At 64.7% G+C, this 21,378-nt stretch carries 19 protein-coding genes, 2 tRNA genes and 2 pseudogenes; 12 read left to right on the plus strand and 11 right to left on the minus strand.

Annotation, left to right across the window (positions count from 1 at the left end):
• Positions 1 to 13: 13 nt before the first annotated feature.
• The 4 genes from pstB to phoR are packed head-to-tail and all read left to right on the plus strand — an operon-like array spanning position 14 to position 3,695.
• Positions 14 to 862 carry a phosphate ABC transporter ATP-binding protein PstB gene (gene pstB, locus Q3A80_RS23905; protein WP_446331337.1) on the plus strand — a complete coding sequence of 283 codons (849 nt, stop codon included), beginning with the start codon at positions 14 to 16 and terminating at the stop codon, positions 860 to 862.
• 18 nt (positions 863 to 880) lie between these two features.
• Positions 881 to 1,585, plus strand: coding sequence for a phosphate signaling complex protein PhoU (gene phoU / locus Q3A80_RS23910; RefSeq protein ID WP_446331338.1), 705 nt, complete (start codon positions 881 to 883; stop codon positions 1,583 to 1,585).
• 31 nt (positions 1,586 to 1,616) lie between these two features.
• Positions 1,617 to 2,318, plus strand: a complete 702-nt coding sequence (gene phoB / locus Q3A80_RS23915) for a phosphate regulon transcriptional regulator PhoB (protein WP_006750313.1) — start codon at positions 1,617 to 1,619, stop codon at positions 2,316 to 2,318.
• A gap of 57 nt (positions 2,319 to 2,375) precedes the next feature.
• Complete coding sequence (gene phoR / locus Q3A80_RS23920) at positions 2,376 to 3,695, plus strand: phosphate regulon sensor histidine kinase PhoR (RefSeq protein ID WP_446331339.1); 1,320 nt, start codon at positions 2,376 to 2,378, stop codon at positions 3,693 to 3,695.
• Between the two features lie 110 nt (positions 3,696 to 3,805).
• On the opposite strand, the gene ppk1 is transcribed toward phoR, so the two are convergent.
• A complete protein-coding gene (gene ppk1 / locus Q3A80_RS23925) occupies positions 3,806 to 5,869 on the minus strand; it encodes a polyphosphate kinase 1 (protein ID WP_446331340.1) in 2,064 nt (687 codons plus the stop codon).
• A 279-nt stretch (positions 5,870 to 6,148) separates the two neighbouring features.
• On the opposite strand from ppk1, the gene ppx reads away from it, so the two are divergent.
• Complete coding sequence (gene ppx / locus Q3A80_RS23930) at positions 6,149 to 7,663, plus strand: exopolyphosphatase (RefSeq protein ID WP_446331341.1); 1,515 nt, start codon at positions 6,149 to 6,151, stop codon at positions 7,661 to 7,663.
• Positions 7,664 to 7,723: 60 nt separating this feature from the next.
• Here ppx and Q3A80_RS23935 read toward each other — a convergent pair whose 3' ends face one another.
• Positions 7,724 to 8,164, minus strand: a complete 441-nt coding sequence (locus Q3A80_RS23935; RefSeq protein ID WP_446331342.1) for a hypothetical protein — start codon at positions 8,162 to 8,164, stop codon at positions 7,724 to 7,726.
• 446 nt (positions 8,165 to 8,610) lie between these two features.
• Here Q3A80_RS23935 and Q3A80_RS23940 point away from each other — a divergent pair.
• Positions 8,611 to 8,847 (plus strand): annotated as a pseudogene (locus Q3A80_RS23940) (integrase core domain-containing protein); the annotation flags it as partial.
• A gap of 281 nt (positions 8,848 to 9,128) precedes the next feature.
• On the opposite strand, the gene Q3A80_RS23945 reads toward Q3A80_RS23940, so the two are convergent.
• From Q3A80_RS23945 to Q3A80_RS23955, 3 genes are all read right to left on the minus strand, one after another.
• Positions 9,129 to 9,380, minus strand: a complete 252-nt coding sequence (locus tag Q3A80_RS23945) for a PAAR domain-containing protein (protein WP_151062958.1) — start codon at positions 9,378 to 9,380, stop codon at positions 9,129 to 9,131.
• Positions 9,377 to 9,952, minus strand: a complete 576-nt coding sequence (locus tag Q3A80_RS23950; protein ID WP_446331343.1) for a hypothetical protein — start codon at positions 9,950 to 9,952, stop codon at positions 9,377 to 9,379. Before Q3A80_RS23950 ends, Q3A80_RS23945 begins: the two co-directional genes overlap by 4 nt.
• 770 nt (positions 9,953 to 10,722) lie before the next feature.
• Positions 10,723 to 10,799 (minus strand) — tRNA-Pro (locus tag Q3A80_RS23955).
• 163 nt (positions 10,800 to 10,962) lie between these two features.
• On the opposite strand from Q3A80_RS23955, the gene sixA reads away from it, so the two are divergent.
• Positions 10,963 to 11,424 (plus strand): phosphohistidine phosphatase SixA, encoded by a 462-nt coding sequence (gene sixA / locus Q3A80_RS23960; protein WP_446331344.1) that lies wholly within the window; start codon positions 10,963 to 10,965, stop codon positions 11,422 to 11,424.
• Between the two features lie 159 nt (positions 11,425 to 11,583).
• Positions 11,584 to 12,390: a GNAT family N-acetyltransferase gene (locus Q3A80_RS23965; protein ID WP_040143919.1), complete on the plus strand. Its 807-nt coding sequence runs from the start codon at positions 11,584 to 11,586 to the stop codon at positions 12,388 to 12,390.
• Positions 12,391 to 12,603: 213 nt separating this feature from the next.
• On the opposite strand, the gene Q3A80_RS23970 is transcribed toward Q3A80_RS23965, so the two are convergent.
• On the minus strand, positions 12,604 to 12,774 hold the full coding sequence (locus tag Q3A80_RS23970) for a hypothetical protein (protein WP_446331345.1): 171 nt from the start codon (positions 12,772 to 12,774) through the stop codon (positions 12,604 to 12,606).
• Between the two features lie 135 nt (positions 12,775 to 12,909).
• Between Q3A80_RS23970 and Q3A80_RS23975 the strand changes: the two genes are divergently transcribed.
• Entirely contained in the window at positions 12,910 to 13,098 is a 189-nt protein-coding gene (locus Q3A80_RS23975) for a hypothetical protein (protein ID WP_446331346.1), read from the plus strand.
• Between the two features lie 28 nt (positions 13,099 to 13,126).
• Here the strand turns inward: Q3A80_RS23975 and Q3A80_RS23980 are convergent, their stop codons facing one another.
• The 5 genes from Q3A80_RS23980 to Q3A80_RS24000 form a co-directional block, all read right to left on the minus strand.
• Positions 13,127 to 14,497, minus strand: coding sequence for an MATE family efflux transporter (locus tag Q3A80_RS23980; protein WP_446331347.1), 1,371 nt, complete (start codon positions 14,495 to 14,497; stop codon positions 13,127 to 13,129).
• A gap of 10 nt (positions 14,498 to 14,507) precedes the next feature.
• On the minus strand, positions 14,508 to 14,834 hold the full coding sequence (locus Q3A80_RS23985) for a DUF2288 domain-containing protein (RefSeq protein ID WP_446331348.1): 327 nt from the start codon (positions 14,832 to 14,834) through the stop codon (positions 14,508 to 14,510).
• Between the two features lie 81 nt (positions 14,835 to 14,915).
• Complete coding sequence (locus Q3A80_RS23990; RefSeq protein WP_446331349.1) at positions 14,916 to 16,535, minus strand: acyl-CoA synthetase; 1,620 nt, start codon at positions 16,533 to 16,535, stop codon at positions 14,916 to 14,918.
• Positions 16,536 to 16,907: 372 nt separating this feature from the next.
• Positions 16,908 to 17,600, minus strand: coding sequence for a peptidoglycan DD-metalloendopeptidase family protein (locus Q3A80_RS23995; RefSeq protein WP_446331350.1), 693 nt, complete (start codon positions 17,598 to 17,600; stop codon positions 16,908 to 16,910).
• A gap of 133 nt (positions 17,601 to 17,733) precedes the next feature.
• Positions 17,734 to 18,645 carry an aldose epimerase family protein gene (locus Q3A80_RS24000; RefSeq protein ID WP_446331351.1) on the minus strand — a complete coding sequence of 304 codons (912 nt, stop codon included), beginning with the start codon at positions 18,643 to 18,645 and terminating at the stop codon, positions 17,734 to 17,736.
• A 485-nt stretch (positions 18,646 to 19,130) separates the two neighbouring features.
• On the opposite strand from Q3A80_RS24000, the gene Q3A80_RS24005 reads away from it, so the two are divergent.
• From Q3A80_RS24005 to Q3A80_RS24015, 3 genes and pseudogenes are all read left to right on the plus strand, one after another.
• The gene (locus tag Q3A80_RS24005) at positions 19,131 to 19,961 is read left to right on the plus strand and encodes an undecaprenyl-diphosphate phosphatase (RefSeq protein WP_446331352.1); all 831 of its coding nucleotides are present in this window, start codon (positions 19,131 to 19,133) and stop codon (positions 19,959 to 19,961) included.
• A 190-nt stretch (positions 19,962 to 20,151) separates the two neighbouring features.
• A tRNA-Arg gene (locus Q3A80_RS24010) sits at positions 20,152 to 20,228 on the plus strand.
• A 468-nt stretch (positions 20,229 to 20,696) separates the two neighbouring features.
• Positions 20,697 to 21,305 (plus strand): annotated as a pseudogene (locus Q3A80_RS24015) (hypothetical protein); the annotation flags it as partial.
• Between the last annotated feature and the right edge of the window lie 73 nt (positions 21,306 to 21,378).

Genomic DNA, 21,378 nt, shown 5'->3' on the forward strand with positions numbered 1-21,378 from the left:
GCGGAGCAATCCGATGAATATGGCAGAAAGCCACCTGAATCCCGTCGAGCGCACCGCTGCGCCCGCCGGCACGCAAGACGCGGCGCATGGCCGTCCGCTGGCGCCGCTGAACGCGAAGATCGAGGTCAACAACCTCAATTTCTTCTACAACAAGTTCCACGCGCTGAAGAACATCAACCTGCGCATTCCGGAAGGGAAGGTGACGGCGTTCATCGGCCCGTCGGGCTGCGGCAAGTCGACGCTGCTGCGCACGTTCAACAAGATGTTCGCGCTCTATCCGGAGCAGCGCGCCGAAGGCGAAATCCTGATGGACGGCGAGAACCTGCTGACCACCAAGCGCGACATCTCGCTGCTGCGCGCGCGGATCGGCATGGTGTTCCAGAAGCCGACGCCGTTCCCGATGTCGATCTACGACAACATCGCGTTCGGCGTGAAGATGTTCGAGAAGCTCACGCGCTCGGAAATGGACGACCGCGTCGAATGGGCGCTGACGAAGGCCGCGCTGTGGAACGAAGTGAAGGACAAGCTGAGCCAGAGCGGCTACGGGCTGTCCGGCGGCCAGCAGCAGCGTCTGTGCATCGCGCGCGGCATCGCGATCCGTCCGGAAGTGCTGCTGCTCGACGAGCCGTGCTCGGCGCTCGACCCGATCTCGACGGGCCGCATCGAGGAGCTGATCGCGGAGCTGAAGAGCGACTACACGGTCGTGATCGTCACGCACAACATGCAGCAGGCCGCGCGCTGCTCGGACTTCACGGCCTACATGTACCTGGGCGAGCTGATCGAATTCGGCGAAACCGAAAAGATCTTCATCAAGCCGGTGCGCAAGGAAACGGAAGACTACATCACCGGCCGTTTCGGCTGATGACGGAGAACAACAACCATGTCGGATAAACATCTGTCGAGCCAGTTCGATGCGGACCTGAACGCCGTGTCGTCGAAAGTGCTGGAAATGGGCGGGCTCGTCGAGTCGCAGATCGTCGGCGCGATGCATGCGCTGAACGAATTCGACCGCGAGACGGCCGAGAAGGTGATCGCGGCCGAGGAAACGCTGAACGCGATGGAAGTCGAGATCGACCAGGAATGCGGCAACATCATCGCGCGGAGACAGCCGGCCGCGCGCGACCTGCGTCTTCTGATGTCGATTTCGAAAACGATTACGAACCTCGAGCGCGCCGGCGACGAAGCCGAGAAGATCGCGAAGCGCGTGCGCCGCCTGATCGACGAGCCGGCCGCACGCACGGTCAACATCGCCGAGATCAAGGTGTCGGGCGAGATGGCCGTGACGATCCTGCGCCGCGCGCTCGACGCGTTCGCGCGCCTGGATACGGTGGCGGCCGCGCAGATCGTCAAGGACGACAAGGAAATCGACCAGGAATTCCGCGCGTTCGTGCGCAAGCTCGTGTCGTACATGCAGGAAGATCCGCGCACGATCTCGGTCGGCCTCGAGTACCTGTTCATCGCGAAGGCGATCGAGCGGATCGGCGACCACGCGAAGAACATCGCCGAATTCATCATCTACATCGTGAAGGGCACCGACGTGCGGCACCAGCCGCGCGACACGCTCGATCGCGAAGCCAACAGTTAATCGACTCCGTACAGGAAGAATAGAGGTGCCGATGCCCAGCAACATTCTCGTCGTTGAAGATGAGCCCGCGATTTCCGAACTGATCTCGGTGAATCTCCAGCATGCCGGCCACTGCCCGATCCGCGCGTACAACGCGGAGCAGGCGCAGAACCTGATCAGCGATGTGCTGCCCGATCTCGTGCTGCTCGACTGGATGCTGCCGGGCAAGTCCGGTATCGCGTTCGCGCGCGACCTGCGCAACAACGAACGGACCAAGCACATCCCGATCATCATGTTGACCGCACGCGGCGACGAGCAGGACAAGGTGCTCGGCCTCGAAATCGGCGCGGACGACTACGTGACGAAGCCGTTCTCGCCGAAGGAGCTGATGGCGCGCATCAAGGCGGTGCTGCGCCGCCGCGCGCCGCAGCTGACCGAGGACGTCGTGTCGATCAACGGGCTGCGCCTCGATCCGGCCACGCACCGGGTCGCCGCGCACGGCGACGGCAGCGAGATCAAGCTCGATCTCGGCCCGACCGAGTTCCGCCTGCTGCACTTCTTCATGACGCATCCGGAGCGCGTGCACAGCCGCACGCAGCTGCTCGACCAGGTGTGGGGCGATCACGTGTTCGTCGAGGAGCGCACCGTCGACGTTCACATCAAACGATTGCGCGCGGCCTTGAAACCGGCCGGCTGCGATGCGATGATCGAAACCGTGCGCGGCAGCGGCTACCGGCTCGCGAAGCACGCGTAACGTATCCGGACGTGCCGTGTGCCACGGCATGCCGTTCATTCTCTCGGGCGCTGAATCATGAACATCATCTGGGCGCGCTTTCTCGTGTCGCTCGTGCTGCTCGTGCTGATCAGCGTATTGGTCGGCGTGTTCGTCGGCCCGGCCGCGGCCCTCGGGTTCGCGGTCGCGATGCTGGTCGCGCAGGGCTTCTTCAGCACCTTCCATACGCAACGTCTGTGGCGTCTGCTCGATGCGCCCGTCTACGGCGAGGTGCCGAGCGCGCCGGGCATCTGGGGCGAGATCTACTACCGGCTGCACAAGCTCGCGAAGCAGTGGCACGCGCAGGTGCGGCAGGTCGAGCAGCAGCACTCGCGTTTCATCCAGGCGATCCAGGCGTCGCCGAACGGCGTCGCGATGCTCGACGATCACGACCAGATCGAGTGGTGCAATGCGATCGCCGAAGTGCACTTCGGCCTCGATGCGAAGCGCGACCTGCGCCAGCACATCACGAACCTCGTGCGGCATCCGGATTTCGTCCGCTATCTGAATGCGCAGCATTACGACGAAACGCTCGTGATGCGCGGGATGGGCGACTCGCGGCAGAACGTGCTGGCCGTGCAGGTGTTTCCGTACGGCGAGAACCGCAAGCTGCTGCTCACGCAGGACATCACCGAGCTCGAACGGACCGACGCGATGCGGCGCGACTTCGTCGCGAACGTGTCGCACGAACTGAAGACGCCGCTCACCGTGCTGTCGGGCTTTCTCGAGACGATGCGCGAGCTGCCGCTGAACGAGGAAGACCGCGCGCGCTATCTCGACATGATGGAGCAGCAGGCGTCGCGGATGCGGCACATCGTCACCGATCTGCTGGTGCTCGCGAAGCTCGAGGGCGAAAGCCGGCCGCCGACGGATCATGCGATCGACATGCGTGCCGTGTTCGACCATCTGAAGGAAGATGCGCACACGCTGTCGAACGGGCATCACGAGATCGCGTTCGCGATCGACGAGACGCTCGGCGTCACCGGTGCGCAGACCGAAGTGTTCAGCGCGTTCGCGAATCTCGTCACCAACGCGATCCGCTATACGCCGGACGGCGGCAAGATCGTCGTGTCGTGGCGGCGCGAGGGCGCGCAGGGCGTGTTTTCCGTCACCGACAGCGGCTTCGGCATTCCGGCCGCCGACCTGCCGCGGCTGACCGAGCGCTTCTACCGCGTCGACCGCAGCCGCTCGCGCGATACGGGCGGCACGGGGCTCGGCCTCGCGATCGTCAAGCACGTGCTGCAGCGGCACGACTCGCACTTGTACGTGCAGAGCGAGGAGGGGCGCGGCAGTACGTTCACCGCGCGCTTCCCGGCATCGCGGATCATCGCGATCCGGCCGGCCACGTTCGAAGCGTGAGCGTCGCAACATGAGCGCAGCGCTGCGGCGCCCGGCCTGAAACGAAAAAAGCACAGCCCGCGGGCTGTGCTTTTTGTTTTCCGCACGGCGCGCGACACGCGCCCCGTTTCCTACGAACAGAACTTCGCGAGCAGCCCGAGCTGCGCGTTGCGGATCGTCTTGCCCGCGCGGCGCCGGCGGTAGTGGCCGTCGCTGTGCATCTGCCACGCGGACTGGTTGTCGCCGAGGCACACCGACAGCCCTTCGGCGATCACACGGCGCTTCAGCTTGCGCTCGCGGATCGGGAACGCGACTTCGACGCGGCGGAACAGGTTGCGGTCCATCCAGTCGGCGCTCGACAGATAGACGTCCTCGGCGCCGCCCGCGTGGAAATAGTAAATGCGGTGGTGTTCGAGGAAGCGGCCGACGATCGAGCGCACCGTGATGTTCTCCGACAGCCCCGGCACGCCCGGCTTCAGCGCGCACACGCCGCGCACGATCAGGTCGACCTTCACGCCGGCCTGCGACGCTTCGTACAACGCGGCGATCACGGACGGCTCGAGCAGCGCGTTCATCTTCGCGACCACGCGCGCGCGCTTGCCGGCGCGCGCATTGTCGATTTCCGCCTGGATCGCTTCGATGATGCGCGGATGCAGCGTGAACGGCGACTGCCACAGCTCGTGCAGCGTGAGCTCGCCGCCGATCCCGGTCAGTTGCTGGAACACGTGGTGGACGTCCTCGCAGATCTTCTGGTCGGCCGTCATCAGCCCGAAGTCGGTATAGAGGCGCGCGGTGCGCGGATGATAGTTGCCGGTGCCGAGGTGCACGTAGCGGCGCAGCATCGCCTTGCCGTCCTGCACGACGCGCCGCACGATCAGCATCATCTTCGCGTGGCACTTGTGGCCGACCACGCCGTACACGACATGCGCGCCGACCGCTTCGAGCTGCGACGCCCAGTTGATGTTGGTTTCCTCGTCGAAGCGTGCGAGCAGCTCGACGACGACCGTCACTTCCTTGCCGTTGCGCGCGGCTTCCATCAGCGCGTCCATCAGCGGCGAATCGGTGCCGGTGCGGTAGATCGTCTGCTTGATCGCGACGACGCTCGGGTCCTTCGCGGCCTGCTGCAGCAGTTCGAGCACCGGCTGGAAGCTTTCGTACGGGTGGTGCAGCAGGATGTCGCCGCCGTCGATCGCGTCGAACATCGTCGGCGCGTTCGCGATCGCCGGCGGAGTCGACGCGACGAACGGCGCGAACTTCAGATCCGGGCGATCGACGAGATCGGGAATCTGCATCAGCCGCACGAGGTTCACGGAGCCTGCCACGCGATAGCAGTCCTTGTCGTCGAGCAGGCTTTCGTCGAGCAGGCGCCGCACGATGTGCTGCGGCGTGTCGGCCGATACTTCGAGGCGCACCGCGTTGCCGAGGTGGCGCGCGGGCAGTTCGCCCTGCAGCGCGACGCGCAGGTTGGTGATTTCGTCTTCGTCGACGAACAGCTCGCTGTTGCGCGTGATGCGGAACTGGTTGCAGCTCTTCACGACGAGTTGCGGGAACAGTTCGCCGACGAAGCGCTGCATGAACGAACTGAGCAGCACGAAGCCGTGCTCGAAGCCCGACAGCGACTGCGGCATGCGCACGACGCGCGGCAGCGCACGCGGCGCCTGCACGATGCCCATCACCGCCTGGCGGCCGAACGCGTCGCGGCCTTCGAGCTCGACGACGAAGTTCAGGCTCTTGTTCAGCACGCGCGGGAACGGGTGCGCGGGATCGAGGCCGATCGGCGTCAGCACCGGCAGCAGTTCGTCGAGGAAGTAGCGGCGCGCCCATTCGAGCTGGTCGTCGTTCCACGAATCGCTCGCATGGAAGTAGATGCCTTCCTGCTCGAGCGCCGGCAGCACGGTTTCGTGCAGCATCGTGTACTGGCGGTGCACGAGCCGCTGCGCGCGCTCGACGACGAGATCGTACGCGTGCTGCAGCGACATGCCGTCGGGGGTCAGTGCGCCGGGATTGTCGCGCATCTGTTCCTGAAGGCCGGCCATCCGGACTTCGAAGAATTCGTCGAGGTTGCTGCTCGTGATGCAGATGAAGCGCAACCGCTCGAGCAACGGGATTTGCGGGTCAGCCGCCTGGGCCAGCACGCGCTCGTTGAAGCCGAGGATGCCGAGTTCACGATTGAGAAGCGGATAACGGACGGACATCGGCAGAGTAGGCGGTGATTCGGGGGATGATTCGAAAGGACGCTCGGAAACTCTCACGGTACGATGACGTGCTGATGACAGTGATGTATTTGTATCGGGAAATTCTACGCCTGAACCGATTCGTCTCATAAATGTTTCGGCCATATACAATCTACCGGTGCACATGCCCGTGAAGCGTGGCAACGGCAAGCGTTCCACGCTTAAAATGTCGCCTTTGATAGATCGCCCAGCGGCGCCGGACCGGTTGCCGCGGGCGAACGCGCACGGAGCCTCCTTCTGATGGTTACATCCCCCCACTTGCTGGCTGCCGTCGATCTCGGCTCGAACAGCTTCCGGCTGATCGTCGGGCGCGTCGAGGAAACGCCGGCGGGCAGCCAGATCTATCCCGTCGATGCGCTGCGCGAGCCCGTTCGACTGGCCGCCGGCCTGTCGAGCGACAAGATGCTCGACCGCGCGTCGCAGGAGCGTGGCTGGGAGGCGCTCAAGCGGTTCGGCGAGCGCCTGCGCGATTTCCATCCCGATCATGTGCGCGCAGTCGCGACCAACACGCTGCGCGTCGCGAAGAATGCGGGCGAATTTCTCGGCGAGGCGGAAGCTGCGCTCGGTTTCCCGATCGAAGTGATCGCGGGCCGCGAAGAAGCGCGCCTGATCTATGCGGGCGCCGCGCATTCGGTGCCGGCGAGCGCCGGCAAGCGGCTCGTCGTCGACATCGGCGGCGGCTCGACCGAATTCATCATCGGTTCGCACTACACGCCGATCGTGATGGAGAGCCTCTACATCGGCTGCGTCAGCCATAGCCGTGCGTTCTTTCCGGCCGGCAACGTCGACGAATACACGATGCGGCAGGCCGAACTCGCGGCCAAGCGCGAGATCCAGATCATTTCCAGCGAGTACAAGAAGGCCGGATGGGACCAGGCGATCGGTTCGTCCGGCACCGCGCGTGCGCTCGCGGAGCTCGTCGAGGCGAACGGTTTCAACGATGCCGGCGTCACGCACGGCATTTCGCGCGGCGGTCTCGAACGCCTGAAGCGCGCGCTGATCAAGGCCGAGAACGTGAACCGGCTGAAGCTGATCGCGCTGAAGCCCGATCGCGTGCCGGTGCTCGCCGGCGGGCTCGCGATCATGCTGGCCGTGTTCGAGGAGCTCGGCGTCGACTATGTCGACACCACCGACGGCGCGCTGCGTCTCGGCGTGCTGTACGACCTGCTCGGCCGGACCCAGCACGAGGACATGCGCGCGGTGACCGTCGAAGGCTTCACGCGCCGCTACGGCGTCGATCGCGCACAGGCCGAGCGTATCGGTGCGCTCGCGGTGCGGTTCTACGACGAGCTCGAGGAAGCTGACGGCGAGGAGGGCGAGGAAGGCCGGATGTTCCTCGGCTGGGCGGCCGCGTTGCACGAGATCGGCCTGTCGATCTCGCACAGCTCGTATCACAAGCATTCCGCGTACATCGCGAGCAATGCCGACATGCCGGGCTTCTCGCGCACCGACCAGGCGCGCCTCGCCGCGCTCGTGCTCGGTCATGCGGGCAAGCTCGGCAAGTTGTCGCAGGCGCGCGACGTCGAATGGCCGCTGCTGTTCTGCCTGCGGCTCGCGGCGCTGCTGTGCCGGCGCCGGACCGATGCGGGTCTGCCGGACATTTCCGTATCGCAGATGAAGAAGGGCGGGTATGAGGTGCGCCTGCCGAGCGCGTGGGTCGAGCAGAACCCGCTGACCGACTACAGCCTCAGCCAGGAAGCGGCCGAGTGGGAGAAGGTCGGCATTCCGTATCGCGTCGTTTATACCGGCGCATAACCGGGCGGCACGATCGCCCGCGGCGCGACACGCTCACGCCGCGGCCGCTTTACGACACGCTCAGTCCGAGCACACGATCGCGGTCAGGAACGGGAATGCCTGCTTGACGGTGGCATCGCTGCCGGCCTTGCGCACGGCCTGCTCGACTGCGCTCTTCGTGCCGCGCACGACGACGCCGTAGGCCCAGTCGCCGATCGGCGTGCCATCGCCCGGCTGGAAGATCGGGTCGTTCGCCTGATAGCCGAGCACGACGTACACGCCGAAGCCGTACGCGGTCAGCGGACGGTTCGTGCGGAATGCGTTCACCGAATTCGCTTCGACGTGCATCGGCTCGGACTGGATGTCGCCGGCCGCGAGCAGCGGCGCGACGAACTTGTGGCCGTTCGAGTGGCAGTCGAGCGCTGCATCGAGCGACTTGGCGGACGCGGTGCCGGATACGCCAGCTGCGCCGAAGGTGAACAGCGCGCCGAGCAGGACAGTCTTGAAAACGTGGTTTTTCATGCGCGGTTGCGGGTTGGTCACGGACATTATCGCGTGTTCTCGCAAGTTTCGTGCGCGGGGGCGGTGCGGGCAGCCCATGATGGCGTGGGCGGCGCGTAAAACGAAAAAGGGCTGCAAGCGCGATGGCCTGCAACCCTTGCCGTATATCTCGTGGTCGGAGCGAAAGGATTCGAACCTTCGACCCTCTGATCCCAAATCCGTCCCGTTCTCGACGTCATTGACCGGCAACGAAATGGGAAATCGCTGATTCGGCGTGACTGTTTCTCACAGTTGTATTCGACCCTATATCAGGAGCGTTCGCCGGACCGCGGCTTCGTGCATCGGGTCGCCTATTTGGGCGGAAACGGCGGTCTTTCGACGTACCAGGTCGAGTTCTCATCGGCATTGGCCTTCCTCGAGAAGACTCACAACGAAGAGGGCTGGCTCGAGAAAGATGCTCGCGAGCAGGTCAGCCAACGCAGAATGCGTACATCGAATCGTTCAACGGCAAGTTCCGCGACGAATGCCTTAACGAGCACTGGTTCACGACGCTCGCGCACGCTCGGGCTGTCATCGCGGCATGGCGTCAGGACTACAATGAGCAAAGGCCGCACAGCGCACTGAACTACCTTGCGCCGTCAGAGTTTGCGGCGAAACATCGGTCGACCGCGGATGCTCCTGCCGCTTTCCAGGAGCTGGTTTAAAAGGACTTTACTAGAAGCCCATTGGCCCTATTGAAGGGGGCAGGTCAGTGGGCCATCAGCGTGAATCCCGCCGTGGCGAGGTAGTCACGAATTTTCGAGAGGCGATCGCTGCCGGGTACCATAAAGACTGCTCTTGTTACCAATAACAAACCATGTGTTACCCGACAACCTTGCCTGGAAAAAGTGTGCCGGGTATTAGGTGCTACACATCAGCGATGCGCAGATTTCGATACACGTCCGATTACGGTTGTCGACACAGTGCCAACGGTTCGATCTCAGGCTCACAGGAGACTTGAGATCAGGTGGCAGCCACACGTAGCGCGATGGCCGTGCCGTGCGATCGGGACGCCACCGTCCGTCATCGACGTGTCGCCTTCCTCGATGAGGTTAGGCGACACGTCAGGATGCTGCGGGCACGACACGCGATCACCCTTCCGTGCAACATAGCGGCCGTCGAAACGCATCGTATTTGAGCCGGTTTCAACCTTGCCGCCGTGATCGGTGTCGTCACCGATGCGGATGAGATTCATCATTTGGTGGTCTCGCTAACAGCCGGTTGCCGCGGGGCAGTGCCAAGGCTGTTGGATCGCAGTCGGTTACTTCTTACCCAGCCGCGAACTGGGCTGGTTTTCTTCGGATTTTGGTAAGCCACAAACGTGAATCCATGATAGCTAGTGTACGCATCGACGGATTCTCCAGTCAAAATAAAAACTCCTGGGGTTTTACACGTGTAATCTGGTGCTGAATAGAACTGAAGGCGACCGCTTCCAATGACTGCCATCCCGCTTTGCGATTGAGGTATGTCAATAGCAAGCTTCGAGGCCTGTTTATTGAGTTCGTCGCAGTTCGAAGCTGCTTTCGATGGCTTATGAATACAATCCGAAATGAACTTTCGGTATTTTGACTCATTCACCTTCAGTACGTCTGGATGTTCAGGGTCTCGTGTCACATCCAACGCCTTCATCGAATTTGTATCCAAATTCACCCAGCCGATGGAAACTTGCTTGTCAAGATTGTCGGGGCTATCCGCAGCAACATACAGTCTGACGCTATAGATCCCATCAGACACATCCTCAATATCAGCGTGGATGTCCTTCTTGTTCATTGCAACGTGCTCAAGCGGAGGTACGACCAACTCTCTTAATTCGCTTTTGCAGATATCAGCTGAGGCGTGGACGCCGCATGAAATCAACAGAAGGAGGGTGAGTGTTACGATTTTATCAACGATTCTCATGTCGGATCACTGAAATGAATTCACGATTCGTGGCGTTATGGATTCGAGTGTTTTTCTGTAAACCGCTTGTGCATTTGCGTCGGTTGAAAACCATCGTGCGTAATTTCCGTTATAGTGCACTATAGACTTGGCCTTGAGCTCCATGCCTACGCGCACCGACGAAACTACGACGAACACTTTCTTTCGATTCGTAACTTGCGCATTTCCACCTACGCCGCTGAGGCCGGCACCTTCAAAGGCTGCCCATGTCCCAATCGGAGGTTCGCTGTAAAAATCGGGAGTCCATCCGTAGTATGGCGCTGGACCATGTACTTCCATATCAGTGCGTTCATGATGTTTGCCTTGCCCATGCGGTCCAAGTGCGGTGAGCAAACCGCTTTTATCGCCCCACGACGCCCCGTGGACCAAGAGTGCCTTTATCAAGAGGGGAAAGTATTCGCGCGGGACGTTGGAGTGCCTTGATCCTTCATCGGTGTCGAGCAACGCCTCGTAGATACGATGACCCGCACGTGTTGCCAATGCAGTTGCTGCGCTTGTGCCCCAAGTAAGTGATGTGCGGGTAAGGTCAGTAACGCGACGGTAACGGCGAGCGAAAAAAGAAAAAAGGGTTACGGTGTTTAACCGTAACCCCTTGATTCCTTTGGTCGGAGCGAAAGGATTCGAACCTTCGACCCTCTGATCCCAAATCAGATGCGCTACCAGGCTGCGCTACGCTCCGACGAGCCAAAGATTCTATCGCCTAATCGGGGCCCGGGTCAATCACGTTATTCATAGGCCGCGCGTCATCACGAATTGCTCACGATTGGCGACAATTCGGAGGATGACGTCCGGCACGCAGTGTGCGCAGCCGGATCGTTCGCCCCGACGCATGGAGAGACATCATGATGAACCTGATCCTGTGGCGCCACGCCGAAGCCGAAGACTACGCGGCAAACGACCTCGCACGCCAGTTGACGGCCCGCGGCCGCAAGGAGGCGCAGGCGATGGCCAAATGGCTGCGCGGCCGGCTCGAATCGAGCAGCGTGATCCTCGCGAGCCCGGCGGCCCGCACCGTACAGACCGTCGAAGCGCTGACCGACCAGTACCGGACGGTCGACGCGCTCGCACCCGATGCCAGCGTCGACGCCGTGCTGACGGCCGCCGGTTGGCCCGACGGGATCGCGCCGACGGTCGTGATCGTCGGGCACCAGCCGACGCTCGGCAGCGTCGCCGCGCACCTGATCGTCGGCAACGGCGACAGCTGGAGCATCAAGAAGGGCGGCATCGTATGGGTCGCGAGCCGCATGCGCGACGGCAGCCGGCAGGCCGTGCTGCGCGCGGTATTGACGCCGGACCTTGTCTGAAGGGGCTCGAGGGCATTGGTCATACGGTTTCGCAAGCTTTCTGCTAAAGTCAATTTGGCGACACGTCATTGAAAGGACACGGTCGTGCCACAGAACGGTAACGACCGGTTACTACATTGGCTGGCATGTCGTCCTATTCCTTACGACCAGGAAAGCCTAATGCGAGAACTGCCGACGCCTACGCTCCCCTTTGCCTCGCTTCCCCTCGACACCACGCGGCGTCACCTGCCGCGCGCTGCTGAAACCGTCACATCCGAGTACCGTCTGCGCGCCGCCTGGGCACGCACGGAAGACGAACTGCGCGAGGCCCAGCGCCTGCGTTACACCGTGTTCGCCGAAGAGATGGGCGCGCAGGTCAGCGGTCCGTCCGGTCTCGACGTCGATCCGTTCGATGCGTATTGCGACCACCTGCTGGTGCGCGATCTCGACACGCTGAAGGTGGTCGGCACGTACCGCGTGCTGCCGCCGCACCAGGCCGCGCGGGTCGGCCGCCTGTACGCGGAAGGCGAATTCGACCTGTCGCGTCTGACGCACCTGCGCGGCAAGATGGTCGAAGTCGGCCGCTCGTGCGTGCACAGCGACTATCGCAGCGGTGCCGTGATCATGGCGCTGTGGGGCGGTCTCGGCGCGTACATGATGCAGAACGGCTACGAGACGATGCTCGGCTGCGCGAGCGTGTCGATGGCCGATGGCGGCCACTACGCGGCGAACCTGTACCAGTCGTTGCCCGCCAGCTCGCTGACGGCGCCCGAATACCGCGCGTTCCCGCACACGGCACTGCCGGTCGACGAACTGCAGACGGGCACCGTCGTCGCGCCGCCGCCGCTGATCAAGGGCTATCTGCGCCTCGGGGCGAAGATCTGCGGTGCGCCGGCGTGGGATCCCGACTTCAACTGCGCGGATTTCCTGACCTTGTTCCGCCTGTCGGACATCAACGCGCGCTACGCGCGGCATTTCCTCGGCTGAACGAACCGCGGCGTGGCGCGCCTGCCACGGCGCGCACGCGAACGAACGCCGTCGCGCGGAAATACGCCGCGCGACGGCGTTCGGTCATTCGGATGAATCGCGGGTTATCCGGCCCCGTTAATTTGAACGATGCGCAGCCGCCACCGTGCGTGTGCGCGCACGTTGGGGAACCGGCCGCGCGGGCAGCGCGGCCCGCAACAGCGGGGCGCTCGCCTAGTGCTTGCGGCGCCAGTCGAGCAGGTGGTGTTCCGCCATCCAGTGATGGATCATCCCTTCGCCGCCGTGGCTGCGCTTGTATTCGCGCGACTCGAAGTACGACAGGGCGACCAGCACCATCAGGCCCACGAACAGGCCGATCAGGCCAGCGATTTCTTCAGACGTCATGGCAGCCTCCTTTCAACGGCACAGCGCCATGGCTACATACTAGGACATGTGCGGGACCACCCCTAACCCGGAATTCGGCTAGACTCGGCGCGGTCCCGGCGCGCGATGGGCGCGCCGTTTTCCGGAGCCTTCACGATGACCCGTTTCATGCTGGCTGTGCTGGCCGCATCCATTCTTGCCGGCTGTTCCAGCGATCCCCGCCAGGCCCGTCGCGGGCCGCCGCAAGATCCGGCCGACTATCACGGCGTGCCGACCGACATGACGCCGCCGTCGATGCTCGGCCAACCGGCAGCCCCGGCGCCCGCGGCTTCACCCGCGCAGTGACGAGTGCGGGCGGCGTGCGGTACGGCCGTCAGGCGCCGGCCGCCGGCGCGTCGGCGCCGATGCGCCGTGCGAGTGCCGGCAGGTAGCGCGCGAGCGTCGCGCCGCGCGCGACCATGAACAGCAGCAGCGCGAACCACAACCCGTGATTGCCGAACGGGCCGACGGCGGCGAGCGTTGCCGCAATGAAGATCGCGAACGACACGACCATCGCGCGCATCAGCGATTGCGTCTGCGTCGCGCCGATGAACACGCCGTCGAGCAGGAAGCCCCACACGGACACGATCGGCGAGACCGCCGCCCACGGCAGGTAGCGCAGCGCAACCGCGCGGATCTCGGCCTGGTCGGTCAGCCGCGCGACGATCCAGCCGCCGGCGCCCCAGTAGACGAGCGCAAACAGCAGCGCGCCGAGCGCGGACCACAGCAGCGTGACACGCACGGCCTGACGAAACGCGGTGCGGTCGCGCGCGCCGGCCGCCGCGCCGACGAGCGCTTCGGCCGCATGCGCGAAGCCGTCGAGCCCGTACGCCATGAAGGTCTGGAAATTCAGCAGCAGCGCGTTGGCCGCGAGCGTCGCGTCGCCCTGTTTCGCGCCGAGGTGCGCGAACCAGCCGAATGCGCCGAGCAGGCACAGCGTGCGCAGGAAGATGTCGCGATTGAGTACGATCAGGCGCTCGAGCGCCGCACGGTCCGCCAGCGCACGCGCGGCGAGCGGCGCGAGGCCGCGCGGCCGCAGCCGCCACAGCATCCATGCGCCGAGCGCGAAGCCGCACGCGTCTGCCGTGGCCGTGGCCGCCCCGATGCCCGCGATGCCCCAGCCGAAGCCGTACACGTACAGCAGCACGGCGCCGATATTCACTGCATTGATGAAGACCTGCGCGACGAGCGCGAGCCGCACGCGCTGCACGCCGAGCAGGTAGCCGAGCACGACGTAGTTCGCGAGCGCGAACGGCGCGCTCCAGATCCGCGCGTGACCGTAGGCCAGTGCGGTCGTGCGCACGGCGTCGCTGCCGCCGAGCGCGGTCAGCGCGAACGACAGCAGCGGCACTTGCAGCGCGAGCACGGCGGCGCCCAGCGCGAACGCAACGATCAGCGCGCGCAGCACGTTCAGGCGGATGCCGGCGGCATCGCCCGCGCCGTGCGCCTGCGCGACGAGGCCCGTCGTGCCCATGCGCAGGAAGCCGAAACCCCAGAACACGAAATTGAAGAACAGCCCGCCGAGCGCGACACCGCCGAGATACTGCGCGCCGTCGAGATGGCCGGCGACGGCCGTGTCGACCGCGCCGAGGATCGGCTGGGTCAGGTTCGCGAGGACGATCGGAAACGCGAGCGCGAGGACGCGCCGGTGCGAGACGGCAGCCGAGCCGGCGCCGGCCCCGTGCGGCAATGCGGATTCGGACATGGCGGACGCGTCAGGCGCGTTCCTGCACGCACACCCAAGGCGATACGACGACTGCCCACAGTTCCGGGTTGCGCGCCGCGAAGTCGGCGGCGGTTTCGGCCGGCATGCGCGCGACGAGGCCGGACGACAGCCAGCGCGTGACCTGTTGTGCGTCGTCGCCGGCGATCGCTTCTGCGACGCTGACGAGATCGAGATCGCGCGCGACCGACAGCAGCTTGCCCTGCGCGAAGAAGCGTTCGAGATCGCACCAGTCGATCTTGGCGGTTTCGCCGAGGAGCTTGACGTAGAGCGGGCTGTGGGACGCGCCCGCGGCGGATTCGTGTTGATCGGAGGACATCGATGTGTGCTGTAAAGACTGCGTGGGCGCCACTATAAACCATCCGCGCGAACGATCAGACGTGCGGCCGGCGGTGCCGGTTCACGCATCGCGCAGCGCACGGCGCACGATCTTGCCGGTCGCGGTCATCGGCAGGCCGTCGACGAACGCGATCGCACGCGGGTACTCGTGCGCGGCCAGTCGCGTGCGCACGTGTGCCTGCAGTGCCTGGACCAGCGCGTCGTCGCCGACGTGGCCGGGGTTCAGCACGACGAATGCCTTGACGACCTCGGTGCGCGTCGCGTCGGGCACGCCGACGACGGCCGCCATCCGCACCGCCGGATGCGTGAGCAGGCAATCCTCGATCGGCCCCGGGCCGATCCGGTAGCCGGCGCTCGTGATCACGTCGTCGTCGCGGCCGACGAAGCGCACGAAGCCGTCGGCGTCGAGCGTGCCGGTGTCGCCCGTGAGCAGGTAGTCGCCGGCGAACTTGTCGCGCGTGGCGGCGGGATTGCGCCAGTATTCGATGAACATCACCGGGTCCGGGCGGCGCACCGCGATGTGCCCCTCGACACCGGGCGGCAGCGGCGTGCCGCGCGCGTCGACGATCGCGACCGTGTGGCCGGGCACGGCCTTGCCGATCGCGCCGGGCTGCGCGTCGAACAGCGCCGCGCATGACGACAGCACCATGTTGCATTCGGTCTGCCCGTAGAACTCGTTGATCGTCACGCCGAGTGCGTCGCGCCCCCAGGACGTCAATTCGGTGCCGAGCGATTCGCCGCCGCTCGCGACGGATTTCAGCGCGAGCGCGTAGCGCTCGCGCGGCGCCGGCACTGCGCGCATCAGCTTCAGCGCGGTAGGCGGCAGGAACGCGTGGGTCACGCCGTGCCGCGCCATCAGCGCGAACGCGGCCTCGCCGTCGAACTTCTCGAAGCGGCGCGCGAGCACGGGCACGCCGTGATGCCACGACGGCAGCAGCACGTCGAGCAGCCCGCCGATCCATGCCCAGTCGGCAGGTGTCCAGAACAGGCGCGCGTCGCGCGGAAAGCATTGCTGCGACATCTCGACGCCCGGCAGATGGCCGAGCAGCACGCGATGCGCATGCAGCGCGCCTTTCGGCTTGCCGGTCGTGCCCGACGTATAGATGATCACGGCCGGATCGTCGGCGGCGGTGTCCGCCGGGACGAACGCCGGCGATTCGGCCGCGACGGCGGCGTCGTAGCGCAGCAAGCCCGGCGCGTCGGGTACGGCGTCGCCGATGCAGTAGCACGTGTGCAGTGCCGGCAGCCGCGCGCGCAGCGGCGCGATCTTCGCGTAGCCGGGTGCATCGGTGACGAGCGCGGCGGCTTCGCTGTTCGCGAGCCGGTATTCGAGCGCGTCGGCGCCGAACAGCGTGAACAGCGGCACCGCGATCGCGCCGAGCTTGTACGCGGCGAGATGCGCGATCGCCGTTTCGGGGCCCTGCGCGAGGAAGACGGCGATGCGGTCGCCGCGTTGCAGGCCCGCACGCGCGAAGCTGTTCGCGAGCCGGTTAGAAGCATTCCTCAGGTCGTCGAACGTGAAGCGCGATACGTCGCCTTGCGCGGTTTCGTGGATCAGCGCGACGCGTCCGCTGCCGTCGGCCCATTTGTCGCAGACGTCCACGCCGATGTTGTAGCGGGCCGGAACGCCCCACGCGAAGCGGGAGAGCAGGTCGTCGTAGTTGTCGGCGGCGGGCAGCATCGCAGGTCTCCTTGGCGTCGATCGTCGTCGCGTCGATGGTTTACATCGGCATTTCACGCGACCGAAACCACAATGGCGTCTGATGGATAGGGGAATGTTCCGACTCGTGCAACCGGTGCGGCTCAGTGCACGATTCCACAATGACGCATAAGATCACGACAAAACAGTGATGTGACCATGGATTTGCTTCTGATAGCTGCGGGGTTCAGCCTGTTCGGAATCGGGGCGCTGGTGGCGTTTGCCAGCTGCGTCGATCCGCTGTCCGGCCGTTTCACCGGCCGTCTGCGCAAGCGCTGACACAACCTTCCCGATTGTCCTCGCGACGACATGCGATGCATGCCGGCATCGCATGTCGCCTGTCGATTCCCGCGCTCAGCGCGCCGGCAGGTAGCGAGCCGGATCGATCGAGCGCCCGCCGTAGCGCAGCTCGAAGTGCAGCGCGGTGCGATCGCTGTCGCTGTTGCCCATCTCTGCAATCGTTTGCCCCTGCGTAACCGATTGCCCTTCCTTCACGAGCAGCGCACGGTTGTGCGCGTAGGCCGTCAGGTAATCGGCGTTGTGCTTGAGGATGATCAGGTTGCCGTAGCCGCGCAGCCCGTTGCCCGCGTAGACGACGGTGCCCGGCGCCGCGGCCATCACCGGCGTGCCTGCCGAATTCGCGATGTCGATGCCCTTGGATTTCGAGCCGTCGAAGGTGCGCACCACGTTGCCGGCGGCCGGCCAGATCAGCGCGATGCTGGAGGCCGGCTTGACCGCCGATTCGACCGGGGCGGACGGAGCAGGGCGGCTGCGGCCCGCGCTGCCGGTGCCGGTGGTCGACGCGGTCGTGGTGCCGGCGGGCGGCGCGACGCGCAGCACCTGGCCGACCTCGATCGCGTCGGGGTTCGAGATCTGGTTCCAGCGCACGATGTTCGCCATCGACGTGCGATTCTCGCGCGCGATCTTGTACAGCGTGTCGCCGCGCTCGACGCGGTAGAACCCGGGGCCGACGGGTGCGGAGCCGCACGCGACCAGCAGTGCGGCGCAGGCGGCCGCGACGAGCCGCTTCGTTGTTGTTCCGAACATTGAACCTCGCAAAACCCCGCCGCGCGACACGCGGCAGGCAACACAAAACGTCAGATTTTAACGGGTTCGACCCGCGCACCGCAGTTTCGGGCCGTTGGCGCGGCCGGCGTGCACGGGGGCGGGGCGTGCGCGGTCAGCCGGCGAGCGGGAGAACGCGGATGCGCAGCGTGGCCGTCTCGGTCGCGCCCGGCGCGAGCATGCGCAGCCCGAGACCGTTGTGGATCGCATCCGGCAGGCCGAGCCACGGTTCGACGCAGTAGAAGTCCGATTCGGGCTTTTCGGTCCACGTCGTGACCGCGTACCACGGGATCGAGCCCGGCACGTCGAGCGCGATCTCGATCGCGCGGCGGCGGCCCGGCATCACGATGCGCACCGGCGTCGACGGTGCGCCGTCGAGACAGTGGAAGCGATCGAGGATGTCCGGATCGCCGAGGCTGTACGACGCGTCGCCCGGTTCGAGCGGACTGATCGAGCCGTCGGCGAGCTGCATGCAGCGGCGCGTCGGCGGCAGTTCGACGGTCGTCTGCGCGCGCTCGCCGTGCGGCAGCGCGAAGTAGAAGTGGTGGCCGGCGTAGTACGGCAGCGGTGTGTCGCCGCGGTTGGTCGTGGTGAGCGCGACGTCGAGCGTGTGCGCGTCGGCGAGGCGGTAGGTCGCTTCGAAGCGGAAATCGAACGGGTAGCTGTCGCGCAGCGCGTCGTTCGCGTCGAGCGTCATCGACAGCGCGGCGCCGTCGGCCGACGGATGCGCCGCGAACGGCAGGTCGCGCGCGAAACCGTGCATCGGCAGATCGCGGACCACGCCGGCGCTATCGCGCCAGCGGCCCAGTTCGCCGTCGACGCGATGGCGGCCGAGGAACGGAAACAGCAGCGGATTGCCGCCGCGCACGCGCGCGAGATTGCTCCAGTCGGCCGTGTCCGGCCAGAAGATGACCGGTTCGCCATCGACGTGCCACGACAGCAGGCGGCCGCCGAATTGCGGGGCGACCCGGACGAGCGACGGGCCGGCGTGAAGTTCGTGAATGTCGTGCTGCTGGAAGATCGGCATGGCGAATCGGTATGAACGGGGTGGGCGGGATGCGCGATGGCGCGCTCCATTATCGGGCCACGACGCGGTCGGGGAAAACCCTTCTCGGGAAATTGCGAGTTTTTCAGATTGCCGACGGTCCGGATAATGGCTCTAAACCGGTGATGTTGCCGGGTCATGACACTTTGTGGAGAGGCCATGGATCTGGCAATGGCAATGGGAATCGCACTGTTCGGCATGTTCACCGGCAGCACGGTACTATTTTTCTACCAGCTCGGCCGCTGACTGCAATTTGTGCCGGATTCGAAAGGCCCGCCATGCAAATGGCGGGCTTTTTGCTTTCTGCGCGCTTACATATTGCAAGCGTTTGTGTGCATCGCCGCAATAAGCTGCCAAATGCCTTGGCGCGGTAATCCTTGCTCGGCATAATCGGGGCGCGTTTTTTCGGACGCGCGCTGCGTCGTCCGTTTTCCTACCCGATTGTTCACCACTAAAAGGACCGACGCGTGAGTCTCTGGTTTCTGGTATTCCTGAGCGTCCTGCAGGGCGTCACCGAACTCTTCCCCGTCAGCAGTCTCGGCCACACGCTGCTCGTGCCGGCGCTGTTCGGCATGCACATCGACAAGCATGCGCCGCAGCTGCTGCCGTTCCTCGTCGCGCTGCACCTCGGCACCGCGCTCGCGCTGCTGTGGTATTTCCGCGCCCGCTGGATCGCGCTGATCAGCGGCTTCTTCGCGCAGCTCGGCGGCCGCAAGAACGACGACGGTCACCTGATGTGGGCGCTGATCATCGGCACGATTCCGACCGGGATCGTCGGGTTGCTGCTCGAGAAGCGCATCGAGCGCGTGTTCCACGACCTGCGGATCGTCGCGATTGCGCTGATCGTGAACGGCGTGCTGCTGTGGATCGGCGACCGCATCCAGCGCAGCCGCGCGCACCAGCCGCCGGAGAAGATGACGTTCAAGCAGGCATTCTTCGTCGGCCTCGCGCAGATCGGCGCGCTGATTCCGGGTTTCTCGCGCAGCGGGCTGACGATGATTGCCGGCAACGGGGCCGGGCTCACCGCGGAGAAGGCGGCGGAGTTTTCGTTCCTGCTCGGCACGCCGATCATTTTCGCGGCCGGCGTGCTCGAGCTGCCGAAGCTGTTCCATGCGCGTGACCAGCTCGCGGACGCGCTGCTCGGCGGCGTGCTGACGGCGATCGCGGCTTATCTGAGCGTGCGGTTCCTGATGCGCTATTTCGAAGGGCGCGGAAGGCTGGCTTCGTTCGGCGTGTATTGCGTGATTGCCGGGCTGTTTTGCCTCGGGTGGTTCATGCTGCATCCGCAGCCGGTTTGATGGTTGCGGCGCCGGTCGTGCGTCGCGCGTGATATGACGCGATGATCGGGTATAATTTCGGGCTCGGCTTCATGCCGGGCCCGTTTCGTTTCGGGGCTTTGAAATTCGCGAGTGCGGTTGCGGTTGCGTTGCTTGAAGCCTCGTATGTCACATGCGGCCCGGGTCGTGCGGCCGCGTCTTTTCTCCGCGACCGCCCTTAGCTCAGTTGGATAGAGCAACGGCCTTCTAAGCCGTAGGTCACACGTTCGAATCGTGTAGGGCGGGCCAATGGAATCAGTTGTTTTCAAATTCCACCTTTTTGTCGGCATGCTCGTGTAGGTTGCCTGCAGGCGATTGCAGTCAACCCGAATCGCTATAACGTCGCGATCGGATTGCGACCGGCGCCCGACTGTGGCACTCCCGTCTCAGAGCCGTTTTACGGCCTTTTTGAGGTGTTTCCGCGCTGCACGATGCACCTTTAGCGCGCCAGCCTATCCGGCCTCCATCGTTGAACACGCCGGTCCTCGCCGTCCGGCTATCCTCCTCCCGACACGTTCCGTCCCCGGTTCGTCTATACTTCAGACAAATTTTCTGCAAGCCGACCGTAAGTCGGCAAACTTTCCACACCAACCGGACACGCGATGCGCGATGCCGCGGCCGGGGACCATTGATTTCGATAAAACGAAGTGAAAAGGCGAGAATTCATCGTCGCAGCGGCTCTGACGCCGCCGCGCGGAGATCGTTCTCGCCAATCCGGCCGGGATCGTCGTGGATGGCGGCGGTTTCATCAATGCGACGATCCAGAGCGGCTCGATGACGAACAAGCAAGGGTCGATCGTTGCACCGAATCTGGTTGTGAAGGCCGGCAACCTGCTCGATAACAGTCAGGGCAGACTCGAGGCAAACCAGCTCGCGTTAACTGCGACGAACCTGGCAAACCATGGTGGCACGATCACCCAATACGGAACGTCGGCGATGGCTGTCGACGTCGGCGGCACGCTCGACAACTCGTCGGCCGGCGTCATCCAGACCAGCAGTACGGACCTCACGCTCAAGCCGGCCACACTGAACAATGCGGGCGGAACGATCACGCATGCCGGCACGGGTACGCTGACGATCGCGCCGGGCAATGGAGCAGGCGCGCTGAATAATGCTTCGGGCACCATCGTGACCAAGGGGCAGGCTGTCGTCAGCGCGGGCAACTGGAACAATGCGAACGGGATTCTCGCCGCGCAACGCGGTGTGAATGCAGCGATTGGCGGCGACGTGAACAACACGCAGGGCCTGCTGCGCTCGAATGCTTCACTATCGCTCTCGGCCGGCGGCGCGGTATCCAACCGCGGCGGTCACGTCCATTCGTCGCGCATCGCGCGGCGGAAGCCGATGCAGCAAAGGCCGCCGCGAACAACCCGAATCTGACGCCGGAGGAACGCGCGGT

The sequence above is a fragment of the Burkholderia sp. SR8 genome (genome assembly GCF_052851275.1).